Consider the following 14,254-nt stretch of genomic DNA (forward strand, 5'->3'; position numbering starts at 1 on the left):
TTGAAACAGAAACAACTCACACTTACGAGAATGATTATGCCCGAAGAACAACATCAGTACATTGAGCTTTCCTTCGACGTCCCGCCCCGCACAGCAGGCATTCAGGCCGACTATTACGTCGAGGATGGGGAGTGCGTGATTGACCTCGGTGTCCAGGACACAGAACAGGTTCGCGGCTGGAGTGGCGGCGCCCGTTCGTCTTTTAATATTGAGGAAACGACAGCGACTCCAGGCTATCGGGCCGGCAGCATCCCCGTGGGAGAATGGGCGATCATCCTCGGTGCCTACCGCGTGCCAAACCCGTGCAGCGTCACGGTAACAGTGACGCTTACCGAAATGGAGCCCGCCTGGCTAAAGGGCGACCTTCATATGCATTCCGTTCACAGCGATGGATCCTACACACTTGATGAGATCGTTGAGCTTTGCGAGCAAAAAGGATTGGACTTTATCGCGACGACCGATCATAATACGACAAGTCAAAATCAGTTTATTCATAAAGAAAGCCCCCTTACGATCATACCGGGGATGGAATTAACGACCAACTTCGGTCATTGTAATTTTTTCGGTGTCGCTGACCCGGTGCGCGATTTCCGGGCGATCTCCGACGACCAGGTCAGAGAACGGCTTACTGAAGCGAAGACGGCCGGCGCCAAAATAAGCCTCAATCACCCCCATTGTCCGCAGTGTGGCTGGCATTGGGATTGGGAGCTCGACTATGACTTTGTCGAAGTCTGGAACGGCCCTTGGCGCGAAGCAAATGCAAAAACAGTTGACTGGTGGCATCAGCAGCTCTGTCAAGGTAAACGAATCCCGGCCATTGGCGGCAGTGATACACACCGGCCCCACCGTTATGTCCAGCACGGCACGCCGACAGTGTGGGTGTACAGCGATTCCCGCTCCGGCGAAAGCATCTTACGGGCGATCGAACAGCGGAGAGTGTCGGTAAGCTATTTACCAGATGGACCGTTTGTCAGCCTGTCGTGCGAGTCATATACAACGGGCGATGTCGTCCCACTTCCGGCTCCTGCACAGGTCACCGCCCGATTTGAGAGGCTGTCGCGCGGGGACCGAATCAAGTTTATATCAAATGATCAGGTGGAAAACGAATTGATTCATCAGGCTGACGAGACGCAGCTGGAAGTCCCGGTTGAAGTGAACGGGCAATTCTTTGTCAGAGTTGAGGTATGGCGATATATCGAAGAGGCTGGACAGGAAATGATGGCGGCGATGAGCAACCCGATGTACTTTGAAGGAAAGCCGGGCCGTTGAACGAACTCTCCTTACAGCATGAAGCAGTCCTCCCCCGGGAGACGAAGCTGCTTCTGGCCATTATCAGCATCAATGCTCTCGCAAACAGTTTATCGAATGTGTTTGTGAATGTCTTTCTCTTTCGTCTGTCTGACAATATGTACGAGGTGGCTCTCTTTAATTTTATCGCCTACGTTACCTGGCTGCCAGCCTTCGTCTTTGCCGGCTGGCTCTGTAAAAAGAAGGACAGGAAAATCGGCCTGATCATCGGCGGCAGCTTGCAGCTGCTGTTTTATCTCGCTATTTTAGCATTAGCTGAGCAGGCAATCGACTGGGTGCCGTTACTTGGTTTTATTTTCGGAGTCGGCTCAGGCTTTTACTGGCTTTCGATTAATGTTCTCTCCGTTGATTTAACGAGTGAGCATAACCGGCTTTGGTTTAACGGAGTAAACGGCTTGTTCGGCTCTCTATCGCAAATGCTCGGTCCTTTTATCGCCGGGCTGATCGTGACCTTCCTGCCTCATTTTTATGGCTATCAGCTGATTTTCTTCCTGTCTCTCATCTTGTTCGCCAATACAATCTGGCTCACAACCTTATTGCCGGCCTACAAAATGGAAGAACGGTTTCGCTGGCGAAAAATCATCGATGTTCACCACAACCGTGAATGGAAACTGCTCTCCCTCGCCTTTGTCGGTCTCTCTTTCCGGGACGGGGTGATCTCCTTTGTGATTGTCGTCTGGGTGTTCATGGTAACGGGAAGTGAATCGGTGTTGGGTAATTTCGTCTTCGTCACAACGCTTCTGTCGGTCCTCACCTATTATATCGTCGGAAAATGCAAAATGAGTCAGTCAAAGCAGGTTTTGCTCGTCGCGGGTAACCTTGGCTTGAGCAGCGCGCTCAGTCTGTTTCTTTTTGACGTCAACTGGGGGATTCTCATCGCGTACGGGATTGTCGCGGCAATCAGCATTCCGCTGTTTGAAGTGCCGTTTAACACGATGTCGCTGAATAATATTGCCGAGCTTGATGACCGGGGCGCCACAAGAGTTGAATTGGTCATCTCCCGTGAAATGGCCTTAAGCGCCGGACGGGTGTCAAGTGTCGGGTTACTTGCAGCCGTTTACAGCTCCAGCTCGACAGAATCCTACCTCCCGGCCTTTTTAGCACTGCTGATCGCCATCGGCATGACCCCGCTTCTTGTCGTTAGGAAATTGAAGCCGGCTGGAAAAGCTTGAGGAAATGAAACCTGGAACAGGTCTGATAGTAGAGGTAGCTCAAAAGCATTGGCTTGGAAAAAATAAAACCAGCCTTGCATATTAGCATGCTCCACTCGCCACAATCCCGGTGTGAGAAACCCACTCACACCGGGATTTAAAAGATCGCGGCGGTTACGCTCATTGCTTCGGACTTGTCTATGGAAGCAGTTTGAAAAAGCATTACAGGGGCTCCGTTCTGCACAAAGTTGATACCGAAGAACCCCACTTCGGTATCAACTTTTAAAAACCAGGTGCAGACTCCGCTCACTGTTTCAATCCTAAGAAAAGGTAAAAACCAACCTTTTCCTAGGATCTTCAATTTGTATAGGTCATGACGAAGTGGAGGACGGTTATTTCTGAGGTGGGATTTTGGTAGGCGTGCACTTTGTCACCGTTGAAGGTGATCGAGTCATATTGGTTTAGCTCGTAATACTCTTCTTCAATCTTCATTCTCAGGCGCCCCGCCATCACTGTGACGTACTCCGTCACGCCCTGCTGATGGGCGCCGGGACGATACTCGCTGTGCGGCTGAAGAAACGCCCGATGAATCTCGCTGGAGCCGTAGCCGGACACTTCAAACATCGGCTCGAGCGTGCACGCTTCATTGGCACTGACAACTTTATTTCCTTCATGGCAGCGCGAAATTTGAATATCCTTCTGTTCATTTAGCAGGACGGAAAGCGGCACTGCCAACCCATTGGCGATTTTCCAAATGACGGCCAGCGACGGATTCGCTTCCCCCCGCTCGATATTGCCGAGGGTCAGTTTACTGACGGAGGTGACCGCCGCCAACTCCTGCAAGCTCATTTTCCGCTCTTGTCTCAGCTTCCGCAAAGTCGCACCGAGATGTTTAGCTAACGCTTCTGCATCAGTAATATTCGAATTCATCGGCAGCAGGCCTCCTTTTTTAGTAGTTTTTTTATTCGAAAGATAGTATATTATAGTTTATCAATAGTATATTTTAATATACAGAGTGAAAAAGGTGAGTCGATGAAGGAAATTCTTATTGGAATCATTGCATCCATGTTTTTTGCCGTGACCTTTATTTTAAACCGTTCAATGGAAGTAACAGGAGGAAGCTGGATTTGGAGCTCGTCACTGCGCTTTATTTTCATGTTTCCCTTTTTTCTTCTTATTGTACTTGTAAGAAAGAATACGAAACAAGTTTTATTTGAAATAAAGAAACAGCCTCTGTCGTGGATTGGCTGGAGCTTTGTTGGCTTCGTACTCTTTTACGCGCCGATCACCTATGCCGCGGCCTTTGGACCGGGCTGGCTCGTCGCCGGCACCTGGCAGCTGACGATCGTCGCCGGCGTACTGCTTACGCCGTTGTTTTTCCATGAAATAAAAACAGCGACAGGCACGGAACGAATAAAAAACAGCTTGCCGCTGAAGTCACTGGTGATCTCCTTTATCATCCTTGCCGGTGTCCTGCTAATCCAGCTGCAGCACGCGACGACGGTTTCGTTTCAAGTTGTGCTGTTCAGTATGCTCCCTGTCGTTGTCGCGGCGTTTGCCTACCCTTTAGGAAACCGCAAAATGATGGAACTGTGCGGCGGGCGGCTCGATACGTTCCAACGGGTGTTTGGCATGACACTGGCCACCCTTCCGTTTTGGCTCGTTCTGGCAGTCTATGGCTTGCTCACGATTGGTCCTCCCTCTTCAAGCCAGCTGCTACAGGCGTTTATCGTTGCCGTCAGCTCCGGTGTCATTGCTACGACGCTGTTTTTTATCGCAACCGACCGTGTCCATGAAAACCCGGATCGTTTAGCCGCCGTGGAAGCGACCCAGTCAGCCCAGGTTTTATTCGTGCTGCTCGGTGAAATGTGGCTGCTGGCCAGTCCATTCCCTTCCGCCGCGGCAATCATCGGTCTGCTGATGATCATGGCCGGGATGCTGGCTCACAGCTATTTAACAAAGAAGCCGCAACAACAAAGGTCAGCTTCGTCGTAGCAGTTTTTCTTTAACCTACAGTGTGGAGCCGGTGACTTCCTCAAGCTAATTTTTTCTCCGCTTCCGAGAAAACTAATTTTTCAGATAAGTGAGAAATTCATTTTCAAATTGTGTTTTTCGGAGTATGATAGAGGTAAGCTTACATGGGGGAGGAAACAGCTGTGAAACGACTTTGTGCTTTGACAATCTTAACTGCGTTTCTTCTTTCAATCTATGTCTACTTTCATGATCAGTCGAGCTATACGACGATGCATCCGCTGGAAACGGCCGACATCACTCACTTCTATGATCATGGCAGCGGTCATGCTTTTTATGACCATGGAGACGGTAAGCTGAAAATGGTTGTTTCCTGGGCTCTCCCGCTGGAACAGCTCGTTCCGGTACTTCTTCTTGTCTTCGCCGTACCGGTTTGGTATTATTTACGGGTCTTTCTTTTCTTAAGGCCGATTAAGTATCAAAGTAATTACGTCATCTCATCCCCTTCCTATTAAATGTTTTATAAAAAACTAATTTACCAGGGAGGTCGTTCGATTATGATGTGGATGAGATTGATTGTAGTTGGAATGCTGTCTGTAACTGCGGTTAGTATTTTTGCCTTTCAATTCGTGGAAGGATTCAATGCGTTTTTCGATACGTTTAAAAGCAAATAAACCTTACGAGGGTTGTTATGGAGGGTGTCCCGAACCGTTAGCGGCGGGCCACCCTCCACTTTATTTACCAGAACGTAAGCTAAAAAATAAATCATATGCTTACATCCTTAAAAACATTAAGTGAACAAGGAAAAATCCTTGAAATTCAGAAAATCAGCCTCTAAGCAATGAGCGGAACCGCCCCGATCTTTTAAAGCTAGTTTTGTCTCAAGCTCTTTACACAATTCCGTGGAGCTCCTTTTCGACAAAAGGAGCTCCACTTTTCATTTCCGCCTTCTTTTTTACCCGATCACATCTTTTTCAATTTCCTTCATTTGATAGAAATAGCCCTGCTTTCTGATCAATTCTGCAAAGCTGCCCGCTTCAACCACGCGACCACCTTCCATCACAATAATTTGATCCATTTGTTCCAAACCGGTCAGACGATGACTGACCAACACGACCGTCGCCTCTGACGCCTGCTGAAAAAGCTCCTGATAAAGGCGCTCTTCGGTTAAAGCATCCACTGAGGAGGTCGGCTCATCGAGCAGCCAGATATGCGCCTTTTTCAGCAGTGCCCGCGCCAGCGCCAGCCGTTGCTTTTCACCGCCGGAGAGGTTTTCCCCTTTTTCGAGCACATGATCATCTAATGATAGGTGCTCCAACGTCACCCGCTTCAGCACAGCTTCCATCTCCGAGTCGTCAGCCCCAGAAGAAGCAAGCTGCAAATTGTCACGAATCGTCCCGTAGAAGAAGTGATTTTCCTGTAGAATCACATTCGCCTGCTCCCATATTTTTTCTTTCTCCAGCTGCTGAAGCTCGCTTCCGTTCCAGCGAATGACGCCCTGCTCAGGTCCGACGATTCCGAGAAGCAATTGGAGTACCGTCGACTTACCGGAGCCGCTCGCCCCGACGATCGCCGTTTTCGAGCCGCGTTTCAGTTCGAAGCTGATGTCCGTTAACGCCTGTCGTCCCTCACCTGGATAGGTGTAGCTGACACGCTCAAACTGAATCTCCGGCACTTCATTCCCCGGCGATTGTCGCTCCGCTTCTGCCTCTTCCTGCACTGGCTGTTCCACGACGGAAGCCAAGCGCCGTGCCGCACTGCGGCTATCTTCAAAATAGCTCGGAAAAGCAGCCATTGGCGTCGCGTTCTCAAAGACCGTGAGCGAGATCATCACGAGCATCGCTAAAAACAGCCCGTCAAGCTCTCCTGTCGTCACCAAATAGGCGCCGAGAGCTAGCACAACCCATGAAACAAGCAGCGAGGCAGCTGTATTGACCGCGTGGCTTGCCAGAATCTGCCGGCCTTCTCTCTCTTGCTCGCTGATATACTCAGCTGCAGCCTGCGACAGCTCAGCTTCTTTATTCGCCTGCTGCTGGTATAGCGTAAGGTCTTTAAAGCCGAAAAGAAACTCCGTCACCTCCGTTGACAGCTCGCCCCGCTTGTCACGGAGATTGCTTTTCAGTTTTCGCTGACGCAGAGCAAACCAAGCCGGAATGAGGACCCCCGTTAAGAAAAGACCGGCCAGAAAGACGAGCGCAATCGCCACTGAATAAAAGGCGGTGAAGACAATCGTCGCGAAAAAAACGAGCAGCAGAACGACGAGTGGATAAAAGACCCGTAAAAAGAAATGCTGCAGGCTTTCGACATCACCGACAATTCGTGCCAGCAGATCGCCGCTGCGATACTTTTGAAAAAGCGCTGGCGCCAACGGTTCAAGCTTTTCATAAAAGGAAAGGCGCAGCCGGCTCAAAATCGTAAACGTAGCGCGATGCGAATAGTAACGCTCGACATAGCGCCCGAGCGCCCGTAAAAAGCCAAAGAGCTTAACGAGAGCAATCGTCACCGTCAACGCATACAAGGGCGGCATGAGCGCCCCCTTGGAGATCAGATAACCGCTTGAAGCAAACAGGCCGACAGCGGCAATTCCGGCTAAAAAGCCGGCGATAACCGAGTAAACGATGTCCCTTTTTTCATGAAGCATCAGTTTCATAACTACTGCCAGTTCCTTCATCCGTCTCTCCCTCCCCGCTGTATCGAAGTCATCTTACGGTAGTCTTCCACACGCTCCAGCAGCTGCTCATGCGTGCCGGCTCCGATCACTTGCCCACCCTTTAGAAAAAGAATGTGGTCAGCATGCTTGATTGTGTGCAGACGGTGCGCGACCGTGATCACTGTCGATGATTGCGCCAGCTCGGCAAGCCCCTGTGAGAGAATCTGTTCTGTGCGCAAATCAAGACCGGTCGTCGGCTCATCAAAGACAATCACCGCTGGTCGCTTCAGAAAGGCGCGTGCGAGGGCAATCCGTTGCCGCTCTCCACCTGAAAGGCCGCGGCCTCCCTCGCCGATTCGTGTTTGATAACCGTCTTTCAAATTTGCGATCACCTCGGCCATTCCAGCCTGCCGGGCCGCCTCTTCGATTTCCCGCCTGCTCACAGCCCTGGTACTGCCAATCGCAATATTCTCTTCAATCGTTCCGCTGAATAAGTAAGGCTGCTGAGAAATATAGCTTAACTTAGCGAACCACTCAGCTTCCTCATAGGCAGAAAGCGGCTTACCATTCACCAGCAGCTCTCCTTGCGAAAGCGGCAGCAGACCACTCAGCACATTAAGAAGTGTCGTTTTCCCCGATCCACTTGGTCCAACAATTGCCACTTGTGCGTACGGCGGAATATCAACAGTCACATCCGTTAAAACAAACCCTTTTTCATCGTAACGAAAGCCGGCATTTCGTAAGGCGATTACCGGAGGTTGCTCATCAGGCAGCGACAATCCTCCCCACTCCAGTCTCCGTGCTTCTTCCGCCAGCTCTGCTGAAATTTTTGCCGCAGCCCCCTTGCTGCTGCGCCCGGTATGAAACGCACTTCCCAGTTCTTTTAATGCCAAATAAAATTCAGGAGCGAGCACGAGCACAAAGAAGGCGGCAAAGAAACTGATCCCTTGAAACACAATAAGCTGCAAGCTTACTTCGAGCGCGATAATCCCCATGCTGAGCATTGAAATAAATTCAAGCATCAACGAGGAGACGAAGGCAATTTTCAGCACTTCCATCGTCGCCTCACGAAAGCCGAGACTGCTTGTGCGGATTACTTCTTTCTGCCGCTTCGCCTGGCCAAAAAGCTTCAGAGTCACGAGCCCTTGAATCGTATCAAGAAATCTACCCGAGAAGGCGGCGAGCTTCTCCAGTTGCTCCTCCGACTTGGCCTGTGTCTTCATCCCGATGATCGCCATGAAGAGCGGAATGAACGGCGCTGTAATGATCATAATAATCCCGGTCGGAATATGCTGGGAAAAGACCGCCCCGAGAATGACGAGCGGCACGACCGTTGTTTGAATCAGCTGCGGCAGATAGGTGCTGTAATAGCTGTCCAGTTCATCGACCGCATCCATCATCGTGCTCACCTTCTCCCCCGACTGACGCTGTAGCGCAGTCTGAAGCGGGTCATCTCTGTATTTTTCAAGCAAGGCCCGACGAACCCGCTGTTTCACGCGGGTCGCAATCCCCACTCCGATTCGTCCATGTAAATAAGTAAGAAACGCTCTCGCTCCAAGAACGGCGAGCAGCCCGTATAAAAATGGCAGAACTTCGGCAAAAGACTGATGCGCTAAAAAGACCCGCTCGACAACGGTCACGAAGAAATAGGCCTGGGCAACAATCGTCGCCGCGGTCAGTACCGCAATGACGACGAGCCATATCCGGCTCATTTTATATTCATTTGCAAATTGCTTGAGTTCCTTCATAGTAAGAATCTCCTCACTGCAAATTATTGGTTTAATTTAGTGAAACATTTCACATATCAACTGAAGCAAATACACCTTCGGAACATTAGAAAGACTTCACTTCACCTATTATTATAGTGGAAACAGGAGAATAATGCCCGCTTTGAGAGTGACTGTTTTATGACAAAAAAAGCCTGCCCCACTGGAAACTTAAAATGGTTCCATGCAGTAAAATTCAATCATAAACAATTTCTTTCACTAAATAAATCGCAAGAAAACTACTGAACAGTATTCCATCATGTACTTTGAATTTCATTATACTCAAGTACACGATCCCAATAAATAAAAGAATTTTTATCACCACTGAAGAAGAAAAGGATAACTTCTTATTAATAAAGCTGAGGATTGATTGATAGATCAACAAGATAATCAGAAAATACACAGAAAAGATAACGATATTTATAATCAGATCTTGCATTGAAAGGTGAAGAATAATTCTTTCTCTACTTTCATTAATAGAGATAAACATTATGGAAGTAATAAAACTATAAAAGCTTATAAATATAAAATTTTTAACACTAACAAACTCTCTCTCATTCTCCACCTGATTATCCCCCTATCATTAATAGGAAACAGTAAAATACTTTCGACCGTTGTAAGTGGAATGGCTATCAACTTATTAGTACTTATATTATCTTTTTTTGGTCATGCATTCAATGTTCTTCATTCTTGGCAATGCACTCCGTTTCTTTGATTTGGTTTTCCTTTCACGAAAAAAAGTAGCACAAACCATCACCTTGGTTTGCGCTACTAATGTTTGGATATTTTGCTTTTATTGATTTCCTTTTTTCAGCGACTCGGCTACTTGTACGGTGCGTTTCGCCTGGTACTTTGCCGCTTCTTCTACATTTTCCTGCATATTACCTTCTTGGTCGACGGTTACACTTGTTCCGTACGGATTTCCACCGGAAGCAAACAGCAACGGATCTGTATAGCCAGGAGCCGCGACAATCGCACCCCAGTGATACATTGTCGTATAGATGGAAAGAATTGTTGCTTCCTGACCGCCGTGAGCGTTGCTCGCTGAAGACATCGCGCTGACAACTTTATTCGCTAATTTGCCTGTCGCCCATAATCCGCCTGTTGTGTCAAGGAATTGCTTTAATTGCGCAGGTACGTTACCAAAACGTGTTGGCGCGCTGAAAATAATCGCATCTGCCCATTCGAGATCGTCAAGCGTTACTTCAGGAACATCCGCCGTTGCTTCAAGATGAGCCTTCCATGCCGGATTTGAGGCAATCGCCGCTTCCGGGGCAAGCTCAGGAACTTTCAGCACCTTCACTTCAGCACCTGCTGCTTTTCCACCTTCTTCAGCCCACTTTGCCATTTGATAATTGGTTCCTGTTGAACTGTAGTAAATCACCGCTAATTTGATTGACACATGCTCCAACTCCTTTTGATTTGATTGACCAAATAATTTCGCAAAGAAACCCATTGCTGTTCACCTACTTTCCACGTTTTGAGCGCGGATAACCTTCGATAAACGAAAAAATTTCAGCTCGTTTATCTCTGCTTTATATAGTACCACGTAATATATTCTTAATTCAAGATAAATTACTTTAATTTTGTAAGTGAATTTGAATTTCTGTATCTCTTGCTTCTTCTACTTTAGGTTGCACAGGGCACCAATTTTTTATTCCCCGGCTTTCACATCTCGAAGCTTATCAAGACCTTGAGCGTAATAGCCCAGCTTCTTCAGCAATTCAATCAAGTCTGTTTTTTCACCTGACTCCAGCCCGGCAAAAATCGTCAACAGCGCTTCCTTATGGAGAGGGAAAATCTCGTCCATTCGCTCTTTCCCTTTCTCAGTAATCGAAGCATGGATGATCCGGCGGTCTGTCGGACAGGGCTTTCGTTTGATCAGTTGTTTCTTTTCTAATTTGTCAACGACATAGGTGATGCTGCTGCTGGCAATCAACACCTTTTCACCGATTTTCTGAATTGGTTGATCCCCTTTATGGTAAATAAGCTCGAGCACAGCAAACTCAGTCGGATTTAATCCGTAGGAACGGATATCGTCCTCCACTTTTTTTCTTACTGTTTGCACAGCCCGGGATAATACGATAAATAACTTTAACGATAGTTCCTCACCCGTTGCCTTCGTTTTCTCTAAAGTCACTTACTATCCCTCCTTTAAACGTATTCTATTTCTCTCTCTACTGTCCGTACATTCAGCACGCTTAAAAGTCATTCCTTTGAGCCTTAATCATGATCGTTTTCGACCAGATGTTTCAGAGTCGTCATTTTATTATCCCAAAATTGCTCATAAAAGGAAAGCCACTCCTTCACCTCAAGCAGCGCTTCGGCTTCAAGCTGATAACGTTTTTCACGTCCAATCCTTTTGACAGACACCAGCTTGGATTCTTCCAAGATGCGCAAATGCTTCGATATAGCAACCCGGCTTATCGGAAAATGCTGACTGAGGGTCGTAACCGACTGGCGTTCTCCGGCGAGCAACCGTAATAATTTCCTTCTTGTCGGGTCAGCAATAGCCTGAAAAACATCAAGCTTTTCAGCTCCCATTATGCCTCCACCACTTGTCGCAGTTTATCTTGAACGATAGCCTCCCAACCTTGATTCATCCGTTCACGAATTTCCTTATTTGTTTGTCCCGGTCCTCCCGGATGAATCTCATCGGCAGCTCCCCAGCCCGAGTGGATCAGTGTAAATGCCGTTTCATTCCCCGCCTCCTCTAAAAGAAAGGTAATCTTCCAGCCTTCCTCTCCCCAGGAAAATGCCAGACGGTTCGGCGGCTCCATTTCCAGCACTTTGCAAACTGATGGGCCGAAAGGAGACTGAATTGTAAACGTATGCCCCAGTTCAGGTTTGAAATCATTCGGCATAAACCATGCCTCTATTCCCTCTTGTGTCGCGACTGTCGCCCATACTTTCTCGATCGAAGCGCGGAAGGTCGCCTGTTTGCGAATCTCAGGTACTTCAGATTTACTCATCACCTGTTCCTCCTCTTTTATTTAAAGCTTCGCACTCATCATACGAAACCTTTTGGTTACATGTCAACAAAAATCCGGAGAGTGGCTTTTTCTTATCGTCCCTTACATTTCCACTATAATTTTGCAGCAAAAGGCCACACTATATGTACAAACTCATAAAAGAGGTGATGACATGGCAAAGAAGGAAGAGCAATATACGGACTTTTCAAATGTCGAAACACAGCGCTCGTTTCTGACAGCAGAGGAATTTCCGGAAGGATCTTACGGCACGCCGAAAGGAAAGGACGTACCCGTGGAAAACAAAGACACTCCGTGGCGGGAGCATCAAACATACTATAATAGCTACGGCTATGAATTCCGGAATTTGCATCAGGATCTTCCCCGGCAGTTTCCCGAGGCTCATCATACGCATGATGAAGCTGATAAAAATGAAGAAGAGCCTTACACATAACCAAGCTGCTGAAAATCGTCACTTTTCAGCAGCTTCATCAGCGACCTTTCTCTCTTTTTTGAAAAGGAATAACTTTGGAAAATCGGTAAAAGGCCTGCCGCTCTTTCTCATGTGGTATGAGTCGGTGCACGTCTTCAAATTGAGCTACACGCCTTAACTCCGTGAGCAGAACGTCATCGAGTGATCTTTCCTCCAATTCGGCAAGCAATGCTGCATTTAAGCTCAACCACTCCATGCTTTTCGTTTGAAACTGTTCCTGTTCATTCCAGCGTAAATAGCGGTAGGCAATCGACGGCAATGCCGCGTCGCAGGCTGACGCCAGCAGGCTTTCACAGTATTTCTTTATCACTTGTTGATGTCTGTTCATCCGCGCACAGTCCTTTTTTCAGTCTTCCTTTCATTATATAGAGGAGCATTCTGTTCCCTCTATACTAAAATACAGGCTCCGCTTGAAGATATTAGCATTCACAGAGCCCGGGCCATTGGCTTCATTCGCGACAAGCCCGTTGCGATCAACTGACTTACAACGGGCTTTAGTGGCGGTTATGCACCTTGCTTAGACCAGGGTCAAATGCTCTTCGCTTGTTTATCAGGAGGGGGGCTTCCTAATAAACGTTTGTGCCGGAACAATTATTGCTGGAACTGCGCTTCTTCGGTAGAGCCCGTCAAGGCAGTCGTTGACGCTGTCCCGCCCGATACGACCTGTGCCACCTCGTCAAAGTAGCCTGTGCCAACCTCACGCTGATGGCGTGTTGCAGTGTATCCATGCTCCTCCGCCGCAAATTCGGCCTGTTGAAGCTCCGTATACGCACCCATTCCGCGTTTTTTATAGTCCCTGGCCAGCTCGAACATGCTGTAATTTAAGGAGTGGAAGCCGGCTAATGTGACAAACTGGAATTTGTAGCCCATTTTACTCAATTCAATTTGATACGTTTCAATCGTCTCGCGGTCGAGATTGGCCTGCCAGTTAAATGAAGGCGAACAATTATAGGCCAGCATTTTCCCAGGAAAACGAGCATGAATTGCCTCAGCGAACTGGCGCGCTTCCTCCAGGCTCGGCTTCGATGTTTCGCACCAGAGCAGATCGGCATACGGCGCATAGGCAAGACCGCGGGCAATCGCCTGATCAATTCCGGCCTTCGTCCGGTAAAAGCCTTCAGCTGTCCGTTCGCCGGTAATGAATGGACCATCTACTGGATCGATGTCACTCGTAATCAGGTCGGCGGCATCAGCGTCGGTCCGGGCAATAATGACAGTCGGCACACCGGAAACGTCGGCAGCCAACCGGGCGGAGACGAGATTACGAATCGCCGTTTGTGTCGGAATGAGAACCTTTCCTCCCAGGTGGCCGCATTTCTTCTCGGAAGCGAGCTGGTCTTCAAAATGAACTCCGGCTGCTCCGGCTTCAATCATCGCTTTCATCAGCTCAAAGACATTCAGCTGTCCGCCAAAGCCGGCCTCCGCGTCAGCAACGATCGGCGCGAAATAATCAACATCGCCTTCTCCTTCCATATGCTGAATCTGATCAGCCCGAGCGAGTGCATTATTCATTCGCTTCACAACCTGCGGGACAGAATTGGCCGGATACAGGCTTTGATCCGGGTACATCTGGCCGGCAAGATTCGCATCCGCCGCCACCTGCCAGCCACTTAAATAAATCGCTTTCAAACCGGCCTTCACCTGCTGGACAGCCTGATTACCTGTCAATGCGCCAAGTGACTGAACAAACGGTTCTTCCCTCAACAGCTTCCACAGCTTCTCCGCTCCAGACCGCGCAAGTGTATGCTCAATCTGCATCGACCCTCTAAGACGTATCACATCTTCTGCCGTATATGGCCGATCGACTCCCTGCCAGCGCCCCTCTGTCTCCCATTGCTCCTGTAGCCTTGCCGCTTCAATGTGCCCAATTTGCTTCGTCATACTCTCCTCATCTCCTGTCTTTCTTTTTTTGCAAAATACCTGTTGTCGCCATTCCGCATTATTCC

14 protein-coding genes are annotated in these 14,254 nt (G+C 48.5%); 5 read left to right on the forward strand and 9 right to left on the reverse strand.

Annotated features, from left to right (window positions below):
• The gene (locus tag M3212_RS07130) at window positions 1-1,269 is read left to right on the forward strand and encodes a CehA/McbA family metallohydrolase (RefSeq protein WP_251193264.1); all 1,269 of its coding nucleotides are present in this window, start codon (window positions 1-3) and stop codon (window positions 1,267-1,269) included.
• The gene (locus M3212_RS07135; protein ID WP_251193265.1) at window positions 1,266-2,480 is read left to right on the forward strand and encodes an MFS transporter; all 1,215 of its coding nucleotides are present in this window, start codon (window positions 1,266-1,268) and stop codon (window positions 2,478-2,480) included. Before M3212_RS07130 ends, M3212_RS07135 begins: the two co-directional genes overlap by 4 nt.
• Window positions 2,481-2,816: 336 nt before the next feature.
• On the opposite strand, the gene M3212_RS07140 is transcribed toward M3212_RS07135, so the two are convergent.
• Window positions 2,817-3,389, reverse strand: a complete 573-nt coding sequence (locus tag M3212_RS07140; RefSeq protein WP_251193266.1) for a helix-turn-helix domain-containing protein — start codon at window positions 3,387-3,389, stop codon at window positions 2,817-2,819.
• Window positions 3,390-3,491: 102 nt separating this feature from the next.
• On the opposite strand from M3212_RS07140, the gene M3212_RS07145 reads away from it, so the two are divergent.
• Together M3212_RS07145 and M3212_RS07150 are read left to right on the forward strand one after the other, a co-directional pair.
• The gene (locus tag M3212_RS07145) at window positions 3,492-4,454 is read left to right on the forward strand and encodes a DMT family transporter (RefSeq protein WP_251193267.1); all 963 of its coding nucleotides are present in this window, start codon (window positions 3,492-3,494) and stop codon (window positions 4,452-4,454) included.
• Between the two features lie 161 nt (window positions 4,455-4,615).
• Window positions 4,616-4,945: a hypothetical protein gene (locus M3212_RS07150; protein WP_251193268.1), complete on the forward strand. Its 330-nt coding sequence runs from the start codon at window positions 4,616-4,618 to the stop codon at window positions 4,943-4,945.
• A gap of 440 nt (window positions 4,946-5,385) precedes the next feature.
• Here the strand turns inward: M3212_RS07150 and cydC are convergent, their stop codons facing one another.
• The 6 genes from cydC to M3212_RS07180 all read right to left on the reverse strand — a co-directional run bounded on the left by cydC (window position 5,386) and on the right by M3212_RS07180 (window position 11,818).
• Window positions 5,386-7,101: a thiol reductant ABC exporter subunit CydC gene (gene cydC / locus M3212_RS07155; RefSeq protein WP_251193269.1), complete on the reverse strand. Its 1,716-nt coding sequence runs from the start codon at window positions 7,099-7,101 to the stop codon at window positions 5,386-5,388.
• A complete protein-coding gene (gene cydD, locus M3212_RS07160) occupies window positions 7,098-8,828 on the reverse strand; it encodes a thiol reductant ABC exporter subunit CydD (RefSeq protein WP_251193270.1) in 1,731 nt (576 codons plus the stop codon). The genes cydC and cydD overlap by 4 nt, the downstream gene beginning before the upstream one ends.
• An 811-nt stretch (window positions 8,829-9,639) precedes the next feature.
• Window positions 9,640-10,302: an NAD(P)H:quinone oxidoreductase gene (wrbA, locus tag M3212_RS07165; RefSeq protein ID WP_251193271.1), complete on the reverse strand. Its 663-nt coding sequence runs from the start codon at window positions 10,300-10,302 to the stop codon at window positions 9,640-9,642.
• Between the two features lie 198 nt (window positions 10,303-10,500).
• A complete protein-coding gene (locus M3212_RS07170) occupies window positions 10,501-10,986 on the reverse strand; it encodes a MarR family winged helix-turn-helix transcriptional regulator (RefSeq protein WP_251193272.1) in 486 nt (161 codons plus the stop codon).
• Window positions 10,987-11,069: 83 nt separating this feature from the next.
• On the reverse strand, window positions 11,070-11,390 hold the full coding sequence (locus M3212_RS07175) for an ArsR/SmtB family transcription factor (RefSeq protein WP_251193273.1): 321 nt from the start codon (window positions 11,388-11,390) through the stop codon (window positions 11,070-11,072).
• The gene (locus tag M3212_RS07180) at window positions 11,390-11,818 is read right to left on the reverse strand and encodes an SRPBCC family protein (RefSeq protein ID WP_251193274.1); all 429 of its coding nucleotides are present in this window, start codon (window positions 11,816-11,818) and stop codon (window positions 11,390-11,392) included. The genes M3212_RS07175 and M3212_RS07180 overlap by 1 nt, the downstream gene beginning before the upstream one ends.
• Before the next feature lie 172 nt (window positions 11,819-11,990).
• Between M3212_RS07180 and M3212_RS07185 the strand changes: the two genes are divergently transcribed.
• Window positions 11,991-12,269: a cytosolic protein gene (locus tag M3212_RS07185; protein ID WP_251193275.1), complete on the forward strand. Its 279-nt coding sequence runs from the start codon at window positions 11,991-11,993 to the stop codon at window positions 12,267-12,269.
• 37 nt (window positions 12,270-12,306) lie between these two features.
• Here the strand turns inward: M3212_RS07185 and M3212_RS07190 are convergent, their stop codons facing one another.
• Both M3212_RS07190 and aceA read right to left on the reverse strand, forming a co-directional pair.
• Window positions 12,307-12,636 (reverse strand): hypothetical protein, encoded by a 330-nt coding sequence (locus M3212_RS07190; RefSeq protein ID WP_251193276.1) that lies wholly within the window; start codon window positions 12,634-12,636, stop codon window positions 12,307-12,309.
• A gap of 263 nt (window positions 12,637-12,899) precedes the next feature.
• Complete coding sequence (aceA, locus tag M3212_RS07195) at window positions 12,900-14,189, reverse strand: isocitrate lyase (RefSeq protein WP_251193277.1); 1,290 nt, start codon at window positions 14,187-14,189, stop codon at window positions 12,900-12,902.
• Between the last annotated feature and the right edge of the window lie 65 nt (window positions 14,190-14,254).

It is taken from the genome of Halalkalibacter oceani, from assembly GCF_023715705.1.
Taxonomy (GTDB): Bacteria; Bacillota; Bacilli; order Bacillales; family Bacillaceae_D; genus Halalkalibacter; species Halalkalibacter oceani_A.

Coding starts and splice junctions, on each gene's coding strand:
- M3212_RS07140 (WP_251193266.1), bottom strand. CDS start 3,389: ATGAATTCGAATATTACTGATGCAGAAGCGTTAGCTAAACATCTCGGT.
- M3212_RS07145 (WP_251193267.1), top strand. CDS start 3,492: ATGAAGGAAATTCTTATTGGAATCATTGCATCCATGTTTTTTGCCGTG.
- cydC (WP_251193269.1), bottom strand. CDS start 7,101: ATGAAGGAACTGGCAGTAGTTATGAAACTGATGCTTCATGAAAAAAGG.
- cydD (WP_251193270.1), bottom strand. CDS start 8,828: ATGAAGGAACTCAAGCAATTTGCAAATGAATATAAAATGAGCCGGATA.
- wrbA (WP_251193271.1), bottom strand. CDS start 10,302: ATGGGTTTCTTTGCGAAATTATTTGGTCAATCAAATCAAAAGGAGTTG.
- M3212_RS07175 (WP_251193273.1), bottom strand. CDS start 11,390: ATGGGAGCTGAAAAGCTTGATGTTTTTCAGGCTATTGCTGACCCGACA.
- M3212_RS07180 (WP_251193274.1), bottom strand. CDS start 11,818: ATGAGTAAATCTGAAGTACCTGAGATTCGCAAACAGGCGACCTTCCGC.
- M3212_RS07185 (WP_251193275.1), top strand. CDS start 11,991: ATGGCAAAGAAGGAAGAGCAATATACGGACTTTTCAAATGTCGAAACA.
- M3212_RS07190 (WP_251193276.1), bottom strand. CDS start 12,636: ATGAACAGACATCAACAAGTGATAAAGAAATACTGTGAAAGCCTGCTG.
- aceA (WP_251193277.1), bottom strand. CDS start 14,189: ATGACGAAGCAAATTGGGCACATTGAAGCGGCAAGGCTACAGGAGCAA.